The organism is Pseudomonas sp. TH10 (assembly GCF_016651255.1).
In the GTDB taxonomy this organism is placed as follows: domain Bacteria; phylum Pseudomonadota; class Gammaproteobacteria; order Pseudomonadales; family Pseudomonadaceae; genus Aquipseudomonas.
The window spans coordinates 1-18404 of sequence record NZ_JAEKEG010000049.1 but is presented as its reverse complement, the minus strand read 5'-3'; the positions used below and the strand labels follow the sequence as shown (position 1 = coordinate 18404).

General features: G+C 60.3%; 17 protein-coding genes and 2 pseudogenes. 9 read left to right on the top strand and 10 right to left on the bottom strand.

Annotated elements, in window-relative coordinates; translation table 11 throughout:
• Positions 1-13: 13 nt before the first annotated feature.
• From alr to dadA, 3 genes are all read right to left on the bottom strand, one after another.
• A complete protein-coding gene (gene alr, locus JFT80_RS07685) occupies positions 14-1087 on the bottom strand; it encodes an alanine racemase (protein WP_201147470.1) in 1074 nt (357 codons plus the stop codon).
• 88 nt (positions 1088-1175) lie between these two features.
• Positions 1176-1529 (bottom strand): RidA family protein, encoded by a 354-nt coding sequence (locus JFT80_RS07680; RefSeq protein ID WP_201147464.1) that lies wholly within the window; start codon positions 1527-1529, stop codon positions 1176-1178.
• Positions 1501-2805 carry a D-amino acid dehydrogenase gene (gene dadA, locus JFT80_RS07675; RefSeq protein WP_201147463.1) on the bottom strand — a complete coding sequence of 435 codons (1305 nt, stop codon included), beginning with the start codon at positions 2803-2805 and terminating at the stop codon, positions 1501-1503. The genes JFT80_RS07680 and dadA overlap by 29 nt, the downstream gene beginning before the upstream one ends.
• A 153-nt stretch (positions 2806-2958) precedes the next feature.
• On the opposite strand from dadA, the gene JFT80_RS07670 reads away from it, so the two are divergent.
• Complete coding sequence (locus tag JFT80_RS07670; protein WP_010465173.1) at positions 2959-3447, top strand: Lrp/AsnC ligand binding domain-containing protein; 489 nt, start codon at positions 2959-2961, stop codon at positions 3445-3447.
• Between the two features lie 18 nt (positions 3448-3465).
• On the opposite strand, the gene JFT80_RS07665 is transcribed toward JFT80_RS07670, so the two are convergent.
• Positions 3466-3819, bottom strand: coding sequence for a YkgJ family cysteine cluster protein (locus JFT80_RS07665; protein WP_064389779.1), 354 nt, complete (start codon positions 3817-3819; stop codon positions 3466-3468).
• Between the two features lie 148 nt (positions 3820-3967).
• Between JFT80_RS07665 and JFT80_RS07660 the strand changes: the two genes are divergently transcribed.
• Positions 3968-5278: an FAD-binding oxidoreductase gene (locus JFT80_RS07660; RefSeq protein WP_201147462.1), complete on the top strand. Its 1311-nt coding sequence runs from the start codon at positions 3968-3970 to the stop codon at positions 5276-5278.
• A 142-nt stretch (positions 5279-5420) separates the two neighbouring features.
• Here JFT80_RS07660 and JFT80_RS07655 read toward each other — a convergent pair whose 3' ends face one another.
• Positions 5421-5666: a DUF1127 domain-containing protein gene (locus JFT80_RS07655; protein ID WP_201147461.1), complete on the bottom strand. Its 246-nt coding sequence runs from the start codon at positions 5664-5666 to the stop codon at positions 5421-5423.
• Between the two features lie 178 nt (positions 5667-5844).
• On the opposite strand from JFT80_RS07655, the gene JFT80_RS07650 reads away from it, so the two are divergent.
• Together JFT80_RS07650 and JFT80_RS07645 are read left to right on the top strand one after the other, a co-directional pair.
• Positions 5845-7290: a PLP-dependent aminotransferase family protein gene (locus JFT80_RS07650; RefSeq protein ID WP_201147460.1), complete on the top strand. Its 1446-nt coding sequence runs from the start codon at positions 5845-5847 to the stop codon at positions 7288-7290.
• 47 nt (positions 7291-7337) lie between these two features.
• Positions 7338-8906, top strand: a complete 1569-nt coding sequence (locus JFT80_RS07645) for a phospholipase D family protein (protein ID WP_201147459.1) — start codon at positions 7338-7340, stop codon at positions 8904-8906.
• Positions 8907-9006: 100 nt separating this feature from the next.
• On the opposite strand, the gene JFT80_RS07640 is transcribed toward JFT80_RS07645, so the two are convergent.
• Both JFT80_RS07640 and JFT80_RS07635 read right to left on the bottom strand, forming a co-directional pair.
• On the bottom strand, positions 9007-10149 hold the full coding sequence (locus JFT80_RS07640; RefSeq protein ID WP_201147458.1) for an MFS transporter: 1143 nt from the start codon (positions 10147-10149) through the stop codon (positions 9007-9009).
• Positions 10150-10331: 182 nt separating this feature from the next.
• Positions 10332-11826: pseudogene (locus JFT80_RS07635) on the bottom strand (aldehyde dehydrogenase).
• A 240-nt stretch (positions 11827-12066) separates the two neighbouring features.
• On the opposite strand from JFT80_RS07635, the gene JFT80_RS07630 reads away from it, so the two are divergent.
• Complete coding sequence (locus tag JFT80_RS07630) at positions 12067-12429, top strand: cupin domain-containing protein (protein WP_150649022.1); 363 nt, start codon at positions 12067-12069, stop codon at positions 12427-12429.
• 180 nt (positions 12430-12609) lie between these two features.
• Here the strand turns inward: JFT80_RS07630 and rpmG are convergent, their stop codons facing one another.
• Positions 12610-12765 (bottom strand): 50S ribosomal protein L33, encoded by a 156-nt coding sequence (rpmG, locus tag JFT80_RS07625; RefSeq protein WP_003177274.1) that lies wholly within the window; start codon positions 12763-12765, stop codon positions 12610-12612.
• Positions 12766-12776: 11 nt separating this feature from the next.
• Positions 12777-13010: a 50S ribosomal protein L28 gene (gene rpmB / locus JFT80_RS07620; RefSeq protein ID WP_007920377.1), complete on the bottom strand. Its 234-nt coding sequence runs from the start codon at positions 13008-13010 to the stop codon at positions 12777-12779.
• A 447-nt stretch (positions 13011-13457) separates the two neighbouring features.
• On the opposite strand from rpmB, the gene JFT80_RS07615 reads away from it, so the two are divergent.
• Positions 13458-15044, top strand: a complete 1587-nt coding sequence (locus JFT80_RS07615) for an ABC transporter substrate-binding protein (RefSeq protein ID WP_201147457.1) — start codon at positions 13458-13460, stop codon at positions 15042-15044.
• Positions 15045-15164: 120 nt separating this feature from the next.
• On the opposite strand, the gene radC is transcribed toward JFT80_RS07615, so the two are convergent.
• Positions 15165-15839, bottom strand: coding sequence for a DNA repair protein RadC (gene radC / locus JFT80_RS07610; protein WP_201147456.1), 675 nt, complete (start codon positions 15837-15839; stop codon positions 15165-15167).
• 135 nt (positions 15840-15974) lie between these two features.
• On the opposite strand from radC, the gene coaBC reads away from it, so the two are divergent.
• From coaBC to JFT80_RS07595, 3 genes and pseudogenes are all read left to right on the top strand, one after another.
• A complete protein-coding gene (gene coaBC, locus JFT80_RS07605; protein ID WP_201147455.1) occupies positions 15975-17183 on the top strand; it encodes a bifunctional phosphopantothenoylcysteine decarboxylase/phosphopantothenate--cysteine ligase CoaBC in 1209 nt (402 codons plus the stop codon).
• A gap of 5 nt (positions 17184-17188) precedes the next feature.
• Entirely contained in the window at positions 17189-17644 is a 456-nt protein-coding gene (dut, locus tag JFT80_RS07600) for a dUTP diphosphatase (RefSeq protein WP_034152055.1), read from the top strand.
• A 295-nt stretch (positions 17645-17939) separates the two neighbouring features.
• Positions 17940-18404 (top strand): annotated as a pseudogene (locus JFT80_RS07595) (phosphomannomutase/phosphoglucomutase); the annotation flags it as partial.

The window sequence follows — 18404 nt, the reverse complement described above, 5'->3', positions numbered from 1 at the left end:
ACCGTGCCTTGCGTCAAACCCCGGAATAGAGCTTTGGCACCCGACGCAAATTGCAGAATATCTGGTAAGGAATCGTGTCAGCGGCCGCTGCGACTTCGCTGGCAAGGACGTTCCTGCCCCACAGTTCGACGGTTGAGCCGAGGCCAGCCTGTGGCACGTCGGTCAGGTCGATGCACAACATGTCCATCGACACCCGGCCAATCAACTGGCTGCGCTGCCCGGCGACCATGACCGGCGTGCCGGTGGGTGCCTGGCGCGGATAACCATCGGCGTAACCCATGGCTACCACGCCAACGCGCATCGGCCTCGGGGTGACAAAACGGGCGCCATAGCCAATCGGCTCGCCGGCCGGAAGCTCACGCACACAGATGACTTTCGACTCGAGGGTCATCACCGGTTGCAGGCGCGAGGCCACCGTGTTGGCTTCTTCGAACGGCGTCGCGCCGTACAGCATGATGCCTGGGCGTACCCAGTCGCTGGGAACCTGCGGCCAGCCCATCACCGCTGGGGAATTGCGCAGGCTGATTTGCGCCGACAACCCCTGGCGGGCCGCCTCAAACACCGCGACTTGTTCAGCACTGGATTGATCATGCAATTCATCGGCACGGGCGAAATGGCTCATCAGGACGATTTTCGCCACTTTGCCGCTGGCCAGCAGACGTTGATAAGCCGCCGCATAATCCTTCGGATGCAGCCCAACGCGGTGCATGCCCGAATCGAGCTTCAACCAAACGGTGATCGGTTTACTCAGCGCAGCCTGCTCGATCGCTTCGAGTTGCCACAGCGAATGCACCACGCACCAGAAATCATGCTCGACGATCAGCGCCAGCTCATCGGCCTCGAAAATCCCTTCCAGCAACAACACCGGAGCACGAATGCCCGCAGCGCGCAGCTCCAAAGCTTCTTCGATGCAGGCGACGGCAAAACCATCAGCCTCGGCTTCCAGCGCCTGCGCGCAACGCACCGCGCCATGGCCGTAAGCATCGGCCTTGATCACCGCAAGCGCCTTGGCGCCGGTGACTTCGCGGGCAATTCGGTAGTTGTGACGCAGGGCTTGAAGGTCGATCAGGGCACGGGCAGGACGCATGGCAGCAGACTTCTTGGCGGTCATGGGAATAAAAACCGGCGCCGACTGACGACGTGAACCGCCAACAGCACCGGGAGAGGGATCTTGCTTAAGGCAGAGCGGCCACCACCGACAGCTCAACCAGGATTTGCGGTTCGCACAGCTTCGACTCGACGGTTGCGCGGGCCGGGGCGGCGCCCTTTGGCAGCCACTGGTCCCACACCGAGTTCATCCCGGCGAAGTGCGCTTCGATGTCGTTCAGGTAAATCGTCGCCGACAGCAAATGCTGTTTGTCAGTCCCGGCCAGATCCAGCAAGCGCTCGATATTGCCGAGGACTTCGCGGGTCTGCTGTTCAATCCCGGCGTTGAAGTCGTCGCCGACCTGCCCGGCCAGATACACGGTGCCGTTGTGGCTGACGATCTGACTCATGCGCTCATTGGTGAGCTGGCGCTGGATTGCCATGTTTTGCGGACTCCTGAATTTTGTTGCCGTAACGGGAAATATCGAGGCCTTCGGCGCTGATCTGTGGTTTTTTCTTCGCCATCAAGTCGGCCAGCAAACGACCGGAACCGCACGCCATGGTCCAGCCGAGCGTGCCGTGACCGGTGTTGAGGAACAGATTCTTGAAAGGCGTGGCGCCAACGATCGGCGTGCCGTCCGGGGTGGTCGGACGCAGGCCGGTCCAGAAGCTTGCTTCGGCCAGATTGCCGCCCTGAGGATAAAGGTCGTTGACGATCATCTCCAGGGTTTCGCGCCGACGCGGGTTCAGCGACAGGTCAAAACCGGCGATTTCGGCCATGCCGCCAACGCGGATGCGATTGTCGAAACGGGTGATCGCGACCTTGTAGGTCTCGTCGAGAATAGTCGAAGTCGGGGCCATGGCCGGGTTGGTGATCGGCACGGTCAGCGAGTAACCCTTGAGCGGATACACCGGGGCCTTGATGCCCAGCGGCTTGAGCAGTTGCGGCGAGTAGCTGCCAAGCGCCAAGACGTAGCGGTCGGCGGTTTCCAGTTTGCCGTCGATCCACACGCCGTTGATGCGATCACCGGCGTAGTCGAGTTTCTGGATGTCCTGACCGAAGCGGAATTCCACACCGAGTTTCACTGCCATTTCGGCGAGACGCGTGGTGAACATCTGGCAGTCGCCAGTCTGGTCGTTCGGCAGGCGCAGGGCACCGGCGAGGATGTCAGTCACACCCGCCAGCGCAGGTTCAACGCGAGCAATGCCGGCGCGGTCGAGCACTTCAAACGGCACGCCGGACTCTTTCAGCACGGCGATGTCTTTGGCGGCGCCGTCCAGTTGAGCCTGGGTGCGGAACAGTTGCGTGGTACCGAGGCTGCGGCCTTCGTAGGCGATGCCGGTTTCGGCGCGCAATTCGTCGAGGCAGTCGCGGCTGTACTCGGACAGGCGCACCATGCGCTCCTTGTTCACCGCGTAACGGCTGGCGGTGCAGTTGCGCAGCATTTGCGCCATCCACAAGTACTGGTCGATGTCGGCGGTGGCCTTGATCGCGAGAGGGGCGTGGCGTTGCAGCAGCCACTTGATCGCCTTGAGCGGCACGCCCGGCGCGGCCCACGGCGAGGCGTAGCCCGGCGAGACCTGGCCGGCGTTGGCGAAACTGGTCTCCATGGCCGCGGCTGGCTGCCGGTCGACCACCACCACTTCAAACCCGGCACGGGCCAGATAGTAAGCACTGGCGGTACCGATGACGCCGCTACCCAAGACCATAACGCGCATTTTTTATCCCTCTCGCGGCGTGCCGCGTACGTCTGTTGTTAGAGCAATGATGCGCGCAGTGTAAAAAATAAATGCCAGTGCTTTTCACTATATAAGCGCCTATATTTGGCGACAATTCTCGGCAAAAACCCTTTTCACGGAGGCGCATCCCCTATGCGTACCAACACTCAGACCAAACGTGAGCTGGACAAGATCGACCGCAACATCTTGCGGATCCTGCAGGCAGACGGGCGGATTTCCTTTACCGAACTCGGGGAAAAGGTCGGCCTCTCCACCACGCCATGCACCGAGCGGGTGCGCCGGCTGGAGCGCGAAGGGATCATCATGGGCTACAACGCCCGGCTGAATCCGCAGCATTTGAAGGGTAGCTTGCTGGTGTTCGTCGAGATCAGCCTCGACTACAAGTCCGGCGACACGTTCGAGGAGTTCCGCCGCGCGGTGCTGAAATTGCCGCACGTGCTGGAGTGCCATCTGGTGTCAGGGGATTTCGACTATCTGGTGAAGGCGCGGATTTCCGAGATGGCCTCGTACCGCAAGTTGCTGGGCGACATTCTGCTGAAGCTGCCGCATGTGCGTGAATCGAAGAGTTATATCGTCATGGAAGAGGTGAAGGAGAGCCTGTGTTTGCCGATTCCGGATTGATCTTTTGACTTTCGACGTTTAAACCAGCACCTGCCGATTCGCTGCCATGTATTCGAAAATCTGCTTCTCCACCCGTGGATGAATCAGCTCCACCGGCCGCCGCTCATTCGGGCAAGGCAAGGTTTTGGTCGTGCCAAACAACCGGCAAATCAACGGCCGCTCCTCATACACCGTGCAACCATTCGGCCCCAGGTGCACACAGTTCAGCTCCTCCATCGCCGCATCCTGCTCGGCGCGGGTCTTGCGCGGCAGGCGGGCCATTTCTTCCGGCGAAGTGGTCACCGGGCCGCAGCAATCGTGGCAGCCGGGCACGCACTCGAACGAGGGAATCTGCTGGCGCAAGGTGCGGATTTTCTGGCTGTTGCAGCTCATCGAAGCGGTGACCCAGGTGAAATAAGCGGCAATTGTGCCGCAAAAGCCGTGATCCAGACACCGCAGGCCGACCAGTGTTGCCCACGTTCGGGCGCGCGGCTTATGCTCCGTCAAATTTTCTCGACACCACAGCCGTTGGATGATGCCCATGAATGCCCGCGCCCATACCACCGCGAGCCAACCCCACGTTGCCTCTTACTACGCCGCCAGCAGCCTGCCGCAGCCGGATCATCCGATGTTGCAGGGCGACGTGTTGGCTGACGTCTGCGTGGTTGGCGGGGGCTTCTCCGGGCTGAACACGGCACTGGAATTGGCCGAGCGCGGCTTCAATGTGGTGCTGCTCGAAACCCATAAGATTGGCTGGGGAGCCAGTGGCCGCAACGGCGGGCAGCTGATTCGCGGAGTGGGCCACGGGATCGACCAGTTCGCCAACGTGATCGGCGCCGACGGTGTGCGCGAGATGAAATTGATGGGCCTGGAAGCGGTGGAAATCGTCCGCCAGCGCGTCGAACGATTTCAAATCGCCTGCGACCTGACCTGGGGTTACTGCGACCTCGCCAACAAACCCGCCGACCTCGACGGTTTTGCCGCAGACGCCGAGGAATTGCGCAGCCTCGGTTATCGCCATGAAACCCGCCTGCTGCAAGCCCATGAAATGCACACCGTGGTCGGTTCCACACGCTACGTTGGCGGCTTGATCGACATGGGTTCCGGGCATCTGCATCCGTTGAATCTGGCCTTGGGTGAAGCGGCCGCGGCGCACCAACTGGGAGTGAAACTGTACGAGCATTCGGCGGTGACGCGTATCGACTACGGCCCAGAAGTGAAAGTGCACACAGCACAAGGTTCGGTGCGGGCGAAGACGCTGGTGCTCGGTTGCAACGCTTATCTGAATGAACTCAATCCGCAACTCAGCGGCAAAGTCCTGCCGGCCGGTAGTTACATCATCGCCACCGAACCGCTATCCGAAGAACAGGCGCACACGCTGTTGCCGCAAAACATGGCGGTCTGTGACCAGCGCGTGGCGCTGGATTACTACCGGCTCTCGGCGGATCGTCGTTTGCTGTTCGGCGGTGCTTGCCATTACTCGGGGCGCGACCCCAAGGACATCGGCGCGTACATGCAGCCGAAAATGCTCGAAGTGTTTCCGCAATTGGCCGGGCTGAAAGTCGATTACCAGTGGGGCGGGATGATCGGCATCGGCGCGAACCGTTTGCCGCAGATCGGCCGTCTGGTGGATCAGCCGAACGTGTATTACGCCCAGGCCTATTCCGGTCACGGCGTGAATGCCACGCACCTGGCGGGCAAGTTGCTCGCTGAGGCGATCAGTGGGCAGCACAGCGGTGGCTTTGATCTGTTTGCCAGAGTGCCGCACATCACCTTTCCCGGCGGCAAGCATTTGCGTTCGCCGTTGCTGGCGTTGGGGATGTTGTGGCATCGGCTCAAAGAGTTGGTCTGATGTTTTTGTTGCGCCCTTGAGGCCGCCATCGCTGGCAAGCCAGCTCCCACAGTGATCGTGGATGTTCACAACATTTGTGCTCACACAAAACCTTGTGGGAGCTGGCTTGCCAGCGATGAGGCCCGAAATAACAATACAGATCTCAGATCCGCCAGAACGGCTTCAAGCCCTCCTCCTGCGCCTGCTCCCGGGTCAGCCCGACATCCTTGAGCTGCTCCGGCGTCAAGCCGAGCAACGCCTTGCGCGTGTGCAAACGGTGCCAGAGCAGGCCCCAGCGACCAAGGCCGGAAGGCGCGTTGCGCATGGCGGTATTCCATGCACTGTCCTTCTGCCCTGCCGCCAGTTCCTGACTGTGTAACGTCAGCCGCACATCGCTCAAGCCGTTCATTTTTGTTGCTCCTGTTTACTTGGGTAGCCAGAGATTCCATGATGCGCGGGTCGACAAAACCGTTACAGATTCAAAGCAACTGTATTAAATCCATACAGATTGGACGAATTGGCTCTGAATTGTCGAATTTCAGCTGATCTGTACTGGTCGACCGAACAATCCATAGCGAGACTGCGCCATGACCCTCTACGTCAACCTTGCCGAATTGCTCGGCACGCGTATTGAACAGGGCTTCTACCGCCCCGGCGATAGGCTGCCTTCGGTGCGGGCGCTGAGTGTCGAGCACGGGGTCAGCCTGAGCACGGTGCAGCAGGCCTATCGCATGCTTGAAGACAGCGGCCTCGCCACACCGAAACCCAAATCCGGCTACTTCGTGCCGGTGGGCCGCGAGCTTCCGGAACTGCCCGCCATCGGCCGCCCGGCGCAGCGGCCAGTGGAAATTTCGCAGTGGGATCAAGTGCTGGAATTGATTCGCGCGGTGCCGCGCAAGGACGTCGTGCAACTGGGCCGAGGCATGCCCGACGTCAGTTCGCCAACGATGAAGCCACTGCTGCGTGGACTGGCGCGCATCAGTCGCCGCCAGGACATGCCCGGTCTGTATTACGACAACATTCACGGCACCCTCGAACTGCGCGAGCAGATCGCCCGATTGATGCTCGATTCCGGCTGTCAGTTGAGCGCCAGCGACCTCGTCGTCACCACCGGTTGCCACGAAGCGCTGTCCACCAGCATCCACGCGATCTGCGAGCCGGGCGACATCGTCGCGGTGGATTCGCCAAGCTTTCACGGCGCCATGCAGACGCTCAAGGGCCTGGGCATGAAGGCCTTGGAAATCCCCACCGACCCGCTCACCGGCATCAGCCTCGAGGCGCTGGAACTGGCGTTGGAGCAGTGGCCGATCAAAGTCATCCAACTCACCCCCAACTGCAACAATCCGCTCGGCTACATCATGCCGGAGTCGCGCAAACGCGCCCTGCTCAACCTGGCCCAGCGCTTCGACGTGGCAATCATCGAAGACGATGTGTATGGCGAACTGGCCTACACCTACCCGCGGCCGCGCACGATCAAATCCTTCGATGAGGATGGCCGCGTCCTGCTGTGCAGTTCATTCTCCAAGACCCTGGCGCCGGGTCTGCGCATTGGCTGGGTAGCGCCCGGACGGTATCTGGAAAGGGTGCTCCACATGAAATACATCAGCACCGGTTCTACGGCGCCGCAGCCACAGATCGCCATCGCCGAATTTCTCAAGTCCGGGCATTTCGAGCCGCATCTGCGCCGCATGCGCAGCCAATACCAACGCAACCGCGACCTCATGATCGACTGGGTTACGCGCTACTTCCCTGCGGGCACTCGCGCCAGCCGGCCGCAAGGCAGTTTCATGCTGTGGGTCGAGTTGCCGGACGGCTTCGACACCCTGAAACTGAATCGCGCCTTGCACGATCAGGGCGTACAGATTGCCGTGGGCAGCATTTTCTCCGCCTCCGGCAAATACCGTAATTGCCTGCGGATGAATTACGCTGCCAAACCAACACCGCTCATCGAAGAAGCGGTGCGAAGGTCGGCGCGGCGGCGATCAGGCTGCTGGCGGAAACTGATCACATCCACGACTGACCTTTCTGCCTAAACCAGCGTCCATATGCCGTCCCCAGCCGCCAATCGGATCGGTCCTACGTGAGAGTCAGACACCCCCTGCTCGCTCTTGTGCTCCTCGCCTCGCTCCTGGGAGGCTGCGCCAGCCTGGATGTGACACGCGAACCCAGCCAGGCCCTGCCCGCGAGCGATTCGGCGTTCGGCCGGTCGATCCAGGCCCAGGCAGCACCTCATGAAGGCAGGTCAGGTTTTCGCCTGCTGTCCAACAGCAGTGAAGCGTTCATGGCGCGCGCAGAGCTGATCCGCAATGCCCAGAGCAGCCTCGACCTGCAGTACTACATCGTCCACGACGGTATCAGCACGCGAATGCTGATCGAAGAGCTGCTCAAGGCGGCAGACCGTGGTGTGCGGGTCAGAATCCTTCTCGACGACACCACCAGTGATGGTCTGGACTGGGTGATCGCGACCCTGGCGGCGCACGAGCACATTCAGATCCGCCTGTTCAACCCGCTCCACCTGGGCCGCTCCACGGGCGTGACGCGCAACATGGGCCGCCTGTTCAACCTTTCGCAACAGCACCGACGCATGCACAACAAGCTGTGGCTGGCGGACAACAGCGTGGCCATCGTCGGCGGGCGCAATCTGGGCGATGAATACTTCGACGCCGAGCCCAACCTCAATTTCACCGACATCGACATGCTCAGCATGGGGCCGGTGGCCGAGCAGCTCGGGCACAGCTTTGATCAGTATTGGAACAGTGCGCTGAGCAAGCCGATCGATGAATTTCTCTCCAGCAAACCGACGGCCAAGGACTTGCAGAACACCCGCACGCGCCTCGAGGAATCGCTGGAGGAAACCCGCAAACAGAACCACACGCTGTACCAACAGTTGATGACCTTCACCACTGAGCCGCGCATGGACATCTGGCGCAAAGAGCTGATCTGGGCGTGGAACCAGGCGCTGTGGGATGCGCCGAGCAAGGTTCTGTCCGATGGCGAACCGGATCCGCAACTGCTGCTGACTACGCAACTGGCGCCGGAGCTGCGAGGCGTCAGCAAAGAGCTGATCATGATCTCTGCGTACTTCGTGCCGGGCCAGCCGGGGCTGGTTTACCTGACCGGTCGGGCCGATGCGGGCGTCTCGGTGACCTTGCTCACCAACTCACTGGAAGCCACCGATGTGCCGGCGGTGCACGGCGGCTACGCGCCGTACCGCCGAGCGTTGCTTGAACACGGCGTGAAGTTGTTCGAGTTACGCCGTCAGCCGGGCGAAGGCGGCGGTAGCGGCCCACACATTTTCTCCAGCAAGTCCTACCGCGGCTCCGACTCCAGCCTGCACAGCAAGGCGATCATTTTCGATCAGCAGAAGTCGTTTATCGGATCCTTCAACTTCGACCCGCGCTCGGTGCTGTGGAATACCGAAGTCGGCGTACTGGTCGACAGCCCTGAACTCGCTGCGCATGTGCGCAAATCGGCGCTGGAGGGCATGGCGCCGGCCTTGAGTTACCAGGTGAAACTGCAGGACGATCAGATCGTCTGGGTGACCGAAGATGACGGCGAGATGCACGTGCTGACCAAAGAACCTGGCAGCTGGTGGCGTCGCTTCAATGCATGGTTCAGCACGGCCGTAGGCCTGGAGCGGATGTTGTAGAACGGCAAAAAATCGCAGCCTTCGGCAGCTCCTGCGATTGAAAATGCAATTTCCTGCAGGAGCTGCCGAAGGCTCGGGCCGCGTTCGGACGATCTTTGATCTAAGCCGGTTGCACGGCACCAAACGCACCTTGGCGCAACAGCAGCAGCACCAACCCAAACGCCCCGATCGCCATCAACAGCGGCAACGCATGCCCGTTGATCCACTGGCTACCTGCCCCTGCCGCCAATGGCCCAACCAGACAGCCCACACCCCAAAGCTGCGCGATATGGGCATTCGCCCGTACCAGCGCATCGTCGCGGTAACGCTCGCCAATCAGAATCAGCGACAGCGTAAACAGCCCGCCGGCACTGGCACCGAACAGCACCCACAACGGCCAGATCAGCAGCGTATCGAGCAACAACGGAATCGCCAGACTCGACAGCATCAGCACCACCGCGCACCCGGCAAACAGCGTCCGTCGCGACAGGTAATCGGCCAACGCACCAATCGGCAGTTGCAGCAGCGCATCGCCCACCACCACGGTACTGACCATCGCCAAGGCGATGTCAGCGGTGAAGCCCTGTTGCAGGCAATACACCGGCAGCAGCGTCAGGATCATCGCCTCGAACGCCGCGAACAACGACACCGCCCAGGCAATCGCCGGCAGCTCGCGGGCAAAACCCCAGAGGTCACGGAACGTTACGCTGCTCGCTTCACTGCTCGGCGCACCGCTACGGCGCAGCAACAGCAACGGCGAAACCAGCAGCAGGCCGACGCCAACCCAGAAACCGTAATCATGCTCGGTGCCCAGCGCACCCAGCAGCAGCGGCCCCGACAGTTGGCTCAACGCATAACTGCTGCCATACAACGCCACCAGCCGGCCGCGCCAATGCTCGACCACCAGTTGATTGATCCAGCTTTCGCCGAGGATGAACACGATGGTCAGGATCACGCCGATCATCAGGCGCAGCGCCAGCCAGATCGGATAGCTTGGCAACAACGCCAGCAGACCAATCGACAGTGCCCCTGCCCACAGGCACAGACGCATCAGATTCGCCGTGCCGAAACGCGCCGCCAAATGACTGGAGATCTTTGCGCCCAACAACACGCCAATCGCCGGCATCGCCGCCATTACGCCGATGGCGAAAGCGCCGTAACCCCAACCTTCCAGGCGCAACGACACCAGCGGCATGCTGACCCCCAGGGCCAGGCCGACACTCAAGACAGACGCCAACACGGCGAAATACGTCGCCCAACGCATGTTCCACGCTCCTGTGGATTATTTTTATGTGCACCACAAAACCACTGTGGGAGCGGGCTTGCCCGCGATGGCGCCCTGACATTCAACATGGGTTGGCTGTCAGATTGCTATCGCGGGCAAGCCCGCTCCCACAGGATCAGAGTCGTTCAGGAGCCCGATAGGTCATCAGGCTCCACACAGACTTACAGCTTGATCCACGTCGCTTTCAGCTCGGTGTATTTGTCGAACGCGTGCAGCGACTTGTCGCGGCCGTTGCCCGATTGCTTGAAGCCACCGAACGGTGCGGTCATGTCGCCGCCATCGTACTGGTTGACCCACACGCTACCGGCGCGCAGTGCTTTGGCGGTCAGGTGTGCTTTGGAAATGTCCTGCGTCCATACCGCCGCCGCCAGGCCGTACGGCGTGTCGTTGGCGATCTGGATGGCTTCTTCGGCCGTGTCGAAAGCGATAACCGACAGCACCGGGCCGAAGATCTCTTCCTGAGCGATCTTCATCGCATTGCTCACGCCGTCGAAAATCGTTGGCTCAACATAAGTGCCGCCGGTTTCCTGAAGGATGCGCTTGCCGCCAGCCACCAGTTTGGCGCCATCGGTATGCCCGGATTCGATGTACGACAGCACGGTGTTCATCTGTTGCGTATCGACCAGCGCACCGACGTTGGTCGCAGGGTCCAGCGGGTTGCCCGGCTTCCAGGTCTTCAGCGCCTCGATCACCAGCGGCAGGAACTTGTCCTTGATCGAACGCTCGACCAGCAGGCGCGAACCGGCGGTGCAAACTTCGCCCTGGTTGAAAGCGATGGCGCCAGCCGCCGACTCGGCAGCGGCTTGCAGGTCCGGGGCATCGGCGAAAACGATGTTGGGGCTCTTGCCCCCGGCTTCGAGCCAGACGCGTTTCATGTTCGACTCGCCCGAGTAGATCAGCAGCTGCTTGGCGATCTTGGTCGAACCGGTGAACACCAAAGTGTCGACATCGTTGTGCAGGGCCAAGGCCTTGCCGACGGTGTGGCCGTAGCCCGGCAGCACGTTGAGCACGCCTTTCGGAATGCCGGCTTCAACGGCCAGCGCAGCGATGCGAATGGCGGTCAGTGGCGATTTTTCCGACGGCTTGAGGATCACCGAGTTACCGGTCGACAGCGCCGGGCCGAGTTTCCAGCAGGCCATCATCAGCGGGAAGTTCCACGGCACGATGGCACCGACAACGCCAACTCGGCTCACGAGTGACCAGACCCAGTTGATCGTGCGGAGTGGCAGCGACTTCGTCGTAGATCTTGTCGATGGCTTCACCGCTCCAGCTCAGGGCTTGCGCCGCGCCAGGAACGTCGATGTGCAGGGAATCGCTGATCGGCTTGCCCATGTCGAGGGTTTCGAGCAGGGCCAGTTCTTCGGCATGCTGTTTCAGCAGGCCGGCAAAACGGATCATGGTGGCTTTGCGTTTGGTCGGTGCCAGGCGCGACCACACGCCGGAATTGAAAGTGGCCCGCGCATTTTCCACAGCGCGCTGGGCGTCGGCGGCGTCACAGCTGGCAATCTTGCCGAGCAGACGGCCATCGACCGGGCTGATGCACTCAAAGGTTTCGCCGGAGACAGCGTCGGTGTATTCGCCATTGAGATAGGCGCGGCCTTCGATTTTCAGGTCGCGGGCGCGTTGTTCCCAGTCGGCACGAGTCAGGGTGGTCATTTCGAGTGTCCTCCGCTTGTTGAATACGAGCGCCGCGCGATCTTCGCCAGCGTCCTCAGGAATTCTGCCCGGCCAGCCGGTTTTTTCGGCCAGAGGCACCCGCCACCCTAAACCAGGCACCGGGCTTGTTTCAATATATTTGACATAAGGGGGCCGTACGGCCTTGCGGTGTTGATTTTAATCAACATAGACTTTGGCCCTTTCCAGCCAATCGCGCCGTATTCACGGGGGATAACAACAATGAACATCCAGAACGTCGTCGACATCAGCCTCACCAGCAGCGAAGCCGAACGCTATCGCCCGGACCCGGCCAAAGTGCTCAAGGGCGATCCTGAGCAAGCCGTGTTCCATCAATACGACAGCCCTTGTGGGCAAATGGGCGTCGGCGTGTGGGAAGGTGCGGTTGGGCAGTGGACGGTGAATTACACCGAGCATGAGTACTGCGAGATTTTGCAGGGCGTGTCGGTGCTGCGTGATAGCGACGGTAATGCCAAGACTTTGCGTGTTGGCGACCGTTTTGTGATTCCGGCGGGGTTTCGTGGCACTTGGGAAGTGCTGGAGGCTTGCCGCAAGATCTATGTGATTTTCGAACAGAAGGCTTGAAAATTTGAGCTGGCTGATCCGGCCCTATCGCGAGCAGGCTCACTCCTACAGGTGACCGCATTCCAATGTAGGAGTGAGCCTGCTCGCGATGAGGCCCGCACAGGCGCTACAAAATTCGAGGCAACAAAAAAGGCCCGTATCGTGAGATACGGGCCTTTTTCGTAAGTCGGGAAAAATCAATTACTTGATTTTGCCTTCCTTGTAGATCACGTGCTTGCGAACAACCGGATCATATTTCTTGATCTCGATTTTGTCCGGGGTAGTACGCTTGTTCTTGTCGGTAGTGTAGAAGTGACCAGTACCGGCGCTCGAGATCAAACGAATCAATTCACGCATGATTAGCTCCCTTAAATCTTGCCATCGCGGCGAAGTTCGGCGAGCACGACAGTGATGCCACGCTTGTCGATGATACGCATGCCTTTGGCAGATACGCGCAGACGCACAAAACGTTTCTCTTCTTCAACCCAGAAGCGGTGATGCTGCAGGTTCGGCAGGAAACGACGACGGGTTTTGTTGTTTGCGTGGGAAATGTTATTCCCAGTCACCGGACCCTTACCGGTAACTTGACATACTCTCGACATGCCTCAGCCCTCTAAAACCACATGCCCAACCCGGCATGGGTTGGCCGCTTAATCTCTCAGTCATTTGGCGCCAGGCGCCGCGTTTCTTTAGAGGTCTTACCGGCTACACCTACAGTGAAGGAACCGGGCCCCTAGAAAAGAGCGCTGCTTTATACCAGAAAGACCGCAGAGCAACAACATTCCGTGTGCCTTGAGTCGATAAAAACCGTGTTTTTCAGGCTTTGAGCGCCTTGGATAAAGGCTGTGGCGGATATTGACCGCTCGTCGCAGAGAATCAGCCGACAGCCCGTTTTGCGGTTTCACAGATCGCCGCACACGGAAATCAGTCGCACATAGTCTCCCGAAAATGCAAAAAGGGGATAGTCATTTGTAATCCAGCCCTCTAGGGTAGGCCTTTTCCAGACTGCACTTGCAGATGGGCCTTCGATCTGTAAAAGGAAACCGACCATGCGCCTCGCTGCCCTACCCCTGTTGCTCGCCCCGCTCCTGCTGAGCCCTTTGGCCCAGGCCGCCGCGCTGAGCGTGTGCACCGAGGCCAGCCCTGAAGGGTTCGACGTGGTGCAATACAACTCGCTGACCACCACCAATGCGTCGGCCGACGTGCTGATGAACCGCCTGGTGGACTTCGATACGGCCAGCGGCAAAGTGGTTGCGGGCCTTGCCGACAGCTGGGAAGTTTCTGCGGACGGCCTGAGCTACGTGTTCAAATTACATCCTCAGGTGAAATTCCACCGCACCGACTATTTCACGCCCACCCGGGAGCTGACTGCCGAAGACGTCAAATTCAGCTTTGATCGCATGCTCGACCCGGCGAATCCGTGGCACAAAGTTGCCCAGAGCGGTTTCCCCCACGCGCAATCGATGCAGTTGCCGGCACTGATCAAGAAAATCGACGCACTCGACCCGCTGACCGTGCGGTTTACCCTTGATCACCCGGACTCAACCTTCCTGGCGACGCTGAGCATGGGTTTCGCCTCGATCTACTCTGCCGAATATGCCGATAAACTGATGAAGGCCGGCGCGACGGAAAAGCTCAACAGCCAGCCGATCGGCACTGGCCCGTTCGTCTTCGCCCGCTTCCAGAAAGACGCAGCGATTCGCTACAAGGCCAACCCGGATTACTTCGGCGGCAAGCCATCGGTGGATCCATTGATCTTCGCCATTACCCCGGACGCCAACGTGCGCCTGCAAAAGCTGCGGCGTAACGAGTGCCAGATCGCCCTGTCACCAAAACCACTGGACGTACAGGCTGCGCAGAAAGAGCCGACACTAAAAGTCGAAAAGACTGACGCATTCATGACCGCTTTCGTCGGCATCAACAGCCAGCATCCGCCGCTGGACAAGCCGGAAGTGCGTCAGGCGATCAACCTTGCGTTCGACAAGGCCAACTACATCAAGGCTGTGTTCGAAGACACTGCCGAACCCGCCAACGGCGTTTACCCGCCGAACACCTGGAGCTACGCGAAAAACCTGCCGGGCTACCCGCACGACGTGGCGAAAGCCAAAGCGCTAATGGCCAAGGCCGGACTGAAGGACGGTTTCCAGACCACCATCTGGACCCGCCCATCGGGCAGCTTGCTCAACCCGAACCCAAGCCTCGGCGCACAGATGTTGCAGTCGGATCTGGCAGAAATCGGCATTCAGGCGGAGATCCGCGTGATCGAGTGGGGCGAACTGATTCGTCGCGCCAAGGCGGGCGAGCATGATCTGCTGTTCATGGGCTGGGCCGGTGACAACGGCGACCCGGACAACTTCCTCACGCCGCAATTTTCCTGCGCGGCAGTCAAGTCCGGCACCAACTTCGCGCGCTACTGCAACGCCGATCTGGACAAGCTGATCAGCGCCGGCAAGACCACCAGCGAGCAAGGTGTACGCACCAAGCTCTACGAGCAGGCGCAGGCGCAGATTCAGCAGCAGGCGCTGTGGCTGCCGCTGGCGCACCCGACCGCATACGCACTGACCCGCAAGGACGTGCAGGGTTACTCGGTGAGCCCGTTTGGTCGCCAGGATTATTCGAAGGTAAGCGTGAAGTAACCGCACCACCGCACACCCCGTGGGAGCAGGCGTGCCAGTGATGGCGGTGGATCAGGCATGAATTCGCTGACTGAACTGACGCTATCGCTGGCAAGCCAGCTCCCACAGGGTTTAGCGCCACTACATCCAGCCACATTCCGCCATCGACAGCGGCTCGCCGTCACCGATGATGAAGTGATCCAGCACCCGCACATCAATCAGTTCCAGCGCCTTTTGCAGGCGCTTGGTCAGCAATCGATCAGCCTGGCTCGGATCGGTGTTCCCCGATGGATGGTTGTGGCACAGGATCAACGCCGCCGCGTTATTGGCCAAACATCGCTTAACTACCTCACGGGGATGCACGCTGGTGTTGTCGATCGAGCCACGAAAAAGTATCTCGAAATTCAGGACTTGATGTTTGGAGTCAAGAAACAGGCAACCAAACACCTCATGCGGCTCGTGACGCAGCATCGACTTCAGATAATCGCGAACGACCTGAGGGTTTTCCAGGGCCGGTTTCTGCCGTGATTTCTCAGCCAGATGCCGCCTGTTCATTTCCTGAGCCGCTTGCAGTTGCGCAAACTTCGCCGGCCCGAGACCCAATTGTTTGCTGAATGCGTCCTGATCGGCCTCAAGCAGCAAACGCAGGCTGCCAAATTGAGTCAGCAGGTTGCGCGCCAGATCCACAGCACTTAATCCGGGCAATCCGGTACGCAGAAATATGGCCAATAACTCAGCGTCCGAAAGGCTCGCTGCACCGTGTTCCAACAACCTTTCCCGCGGCCGTTCCGCCGCAGGCCAATCACGAATACTCATAGCACTTCCCTGTCTGTGGGCGCCGCTGTTCCGTAGCGGTCGCTGTGATATCGTAGCCCATCTTTTTTGCGGGCGGATTCACCCTGGGGAGGGGGTTTCGCCACGTATGTCACCCACGAAATGAAAGGCAGACCTATGCAGCGGCTGTATCGGAAACGCATCGTTCTGGGCGTCGGCGGCGGCATCGCGGCCTACAAGAGCGCCGAACTGGTTCGCCGACTGATCGACCAGGGCGCCGAAGTGCGCGTGGTCATGACCCGTGGTGGCAGTGAGTTCATCACACCGTTGACCATGCAGGCCCTGTCCGGCCATCCGGTGCACCTGGATCTGCTGGACCCCGCAGCCGAAGCGGCGATGGGCCACATCGAACTGGCCAAATGGGCCGACCTGGTGCTGATCGCCCCCGCCACGGCGGACCTGATCGCGCGCCTGGCCCAGGGCATTGCCGATGATTTGCTGACCACACTGGTGCTGGCCACCGACGCTGTGGTGGCCGTTGCCCCGGCCATGAACCAGGCCATGTGGCGTGACCCTGCGACCCAGAGCAACCTGCAACTTCTGGAAAGTCGCGACCTGAAAGTCTTCGGCCCCGCCTCGGGCAGCCAGGCCTGTGGCGACGTCGGCATGGGACGCATGATGGAAGCTACCGATCTGGCGCAATGCGCGGCGGACTGCTTCCAGCGTCAGGCACTGACCGGCAAACACGTGGTGATCACTGCCGGCCCGACTCAGGAAAACATCGACCCGGTGCGCTACATCACCAACCACAGCTCCGGCAAAATGGGCTTTGCCCTTGCCGAAGCTGCGGTGGAAGCCGGCGCCCGTGTGACCCTGATCAGCGGCCCGGTGCACCTGCCGACTCCGGATCGTGTCACCCGCATCGACGTGGTCAGCGCTCGCGACATGCTCGCCGCGTGTGAAGCCGCGATCCCCTGCGACGTGTTCATTTCCTCGGCAGCAGTTGCGGACTACCGCCCGGAAGTCGTCGCCCCGCAAAAACTCAAGAAAGACCCTACGAGCGGCGACGGTTTCGTCCTGCAAATGGTGCGTAACCCGGACATCCTGGCCACCATTGCGACCCGTCCCGACCGTCCGTTCAGTGTTGGCTTCGCCGCCGAGACCGAACACCTGCTCGACTACGCTGCGCGCAAGCTGAAGGACAAGAATCTCGATTTGATCGTCGCCAATGACGTCGCCAACCCGAGCATCGGTTTCAACAGCGAAGAAAACGCCTGCAGCGTGATTGACCGTGCGCTGCACGCCACGGTTTTCGCCCAGACCAGCAAGAGCAAGATCGCTCGCCAACTGGTCACTTTTATCGCCGAACGTCTGAACCAGGTTTAATTTACATGCACGCTTTGCAAGCCAAGATCCTCGACCCACGCATCGGCACCGATTTTCCGCTGCCGCAATACGCCACGCCAGGCTCCGCCGGCCTCGACCTGCGCGCCATGCTGGATCAGGACATCGTGATCAAACCGGGTGAAACCGTGCTGATCCCGACCGGTCTGTCGGTTTACATCGGCGACCCGAACCTCGCCGCGCTGATCCTGCCGCGCTCGGGCATGGGCCATAAACACGGCATCGTGCTGGGCAACCTCGTTGGCCTGATCGACTCCGATTACCAGGGCCCGCTGATGGTGTCGTGCTGGAACCGTGGCCAGTCCGATTTCACCATGACCGTCGGCGAACGTCTGGCCCAATTGGTTCTGGTGCCCGTGGTTCAGGCTCACTTCGAAATGGTTGAAGAATTCGTGGAAACCGAACGCGGCACCGGCGGGTTTGGCCACACCGGCACCAAATAACCCATGTAGGAGCTGCCGCAGGCTGCGATCTTTTGATCTTGATCTTAAAAAACAAAGTCAAAAGATCGCAGCCTTCGGCAGCTCCTACAGGAGAGAAATTTGTGCAATTTGTGCGGCAGGTTTTAACACCGTAAATCAAGGTTTTGCCGGCCGAAAGCCACGCCAGCCGAGGCGTCATGGCCCTTTCACACCACGAACTCTCTGTGGAAAACGCCGTCATACCCTTCAGTTTGAGCCTGCCGTCGAACGATTCGTCGGTCTGTCCCGCCACTTTCGAGATGGAGCATTTCCGTAGATGAGCACCCCAGCCAAGGTCGCACCGAAATTCCCCGACAGCATTTTCCGCGCCTACGACATTCGCGGCACTGTCCCGGAATTTCTCAACGCTGAGACCGCTTATTGGCTCGGCCGCGCCATCGGAGCCCAGAGCCTGGCGCAAAACGAGCCTAATGTTTCGGTCGGCCGCGATGGGCGCCTGTCGGGCCCTGAGTTGGTCGAACAATTGATCAAGGGCCTGGCTGACAGCGGCTGCCACGTCAGCGACGTAGGCCTGGTACCGACGCCTGCGCTGTACTACGCAGCCAACGTACTGGCTGGCAAATCCGGAGTAATGCTGACGGGTAGCCATAACCCGTCGAACTACAACGGCTTCAAGATCGTCATCGCTGGCGATACCCTGGCCAACGAGCAAATCCAGGCCCTGCATGACCGCCTCAAGACCAACAACCTGACCAGCGGCAAAGGCAGCATCACCCAGGTC

What these genes read in the sequence shown, in the direction of transcription:
- JFT80_RS07640 (WP_201147458.1), bottom strand. Translation starts at nt 10,149, where the DNA reads ATGCGTTGGGCGACGTATTTCGCCGTGTTGGCGTCTGTCTTGAGTGTC.
- JFT80_RS07660 (WP_201147462.1), top strand. Translation starts at nt 3,968, where the DNA reads ATGAATGCCCGCGCCCATACCACCGCGAGCCAACCCCACGTTGCCTCT.
- dut (WP_034152055.1), top strand. Translation starts at nt 17,189, where the DNA reads ATGCACGCTTTGCAAGCCAAGATCCTCGACCCACGCATCGGCACCGAT.
- alr (WP_201147470.1), bottom strand. Translation starts at nt 1,087, where the DNA reads ATGCGTCCTGCCCGTGCCCTGATCGACCTTCAAGCCCTGCGTCACAAC.
- JFT80_RS07665 (WP_064389779.1), bottom strand. Translation starts at nt 3,819, where the DNA reads ATGAGCTGCAACAGCCAGAAAATCCGCACCTTGCGCCAGCAGATTCCC.
- coaBC (WP_201147455.1), top strand. Translation starts at nt 15,975, where the DNA reads ATGCAGCGGCTGTATCGGAAACGCATCGTTCTGGGCGTCGGCGGCGGC.
- dadA (WP_201147463.1), bottom strand. Translation starts at nt 2,805, where the DNA reads ATGCGCGTTATGGTCTTGGGTAGCGGCGTCATCGGTACCGCCAGTGCT.
- JFT80_RS07630 (WP_150649022.1), top strand. Translation starts at nt 12,067, where the DNA reads ATGAACATCCAGAACGTCGTCGACATCAGCCTCACCAGCAGCGAAGCC.
- JFT80_RS07615 (WP_201147457.1), top strand. Translation starts at nt 13,458, where the DNA reads ATGCGCCTCGCTGCCCTACCCCTGTTGCTCGCCCCGCTCCTGCTGAGC.
- JFT80_RS07680 (WP_201147464.1), bottom strand. Translation starts at nt 1,529, where the DNA reads ATGGCAATCCAGCGCCAGCTCACCAATGAGCGCATGAGTCAGATCGTC.
- JFT80_RS07655 (WP_201147461.1), bottom strand. Translation starts at nt 5,666, where the DNA reads ATGAACGGCTTGAGCGATGTGCGGCTGACGTTACACAGTCAGGAACTG.
- radC (WP_201147456.1), bottom strand. Translation starts at nt 15,839, where the DNA reads ATGAGTATTCGTGATTGGCCTGCGGCGGAACGGCCGCGGGAAAGGTTG.
- JFT80_RS07670 (WP_010465173.1), top strand. Translation starts at nt 2,959, where the DNA reads ATGCGTACCAACACTCAGACCAAACGTGAGCTGGACAAGATCGACCGC.
- JFT80_RS07650 (WP_201147460.1), top strand. Translation starts at nt 5,845, where the DNA reads ATGACCCTCTACGTCAACCTTGCCGAATTGCTCGGCACGCGTATTGAA.
- rpmG (WP_003177274.1), bottom strand. Translation starts at nt 12,765, where the DNA reads ATGCGTGAATTGATTCGTTTGATCTCGAGCGCCGGTACTGGTCACTTC.
- rpmB (WP_007920377.1), bottom strand. Translation starts at nt 13,010, where the DNA reads ATGTCGAGAGTATGTCAAGTTACCGGTAAGGGTCCGGTGACTGGGAAT.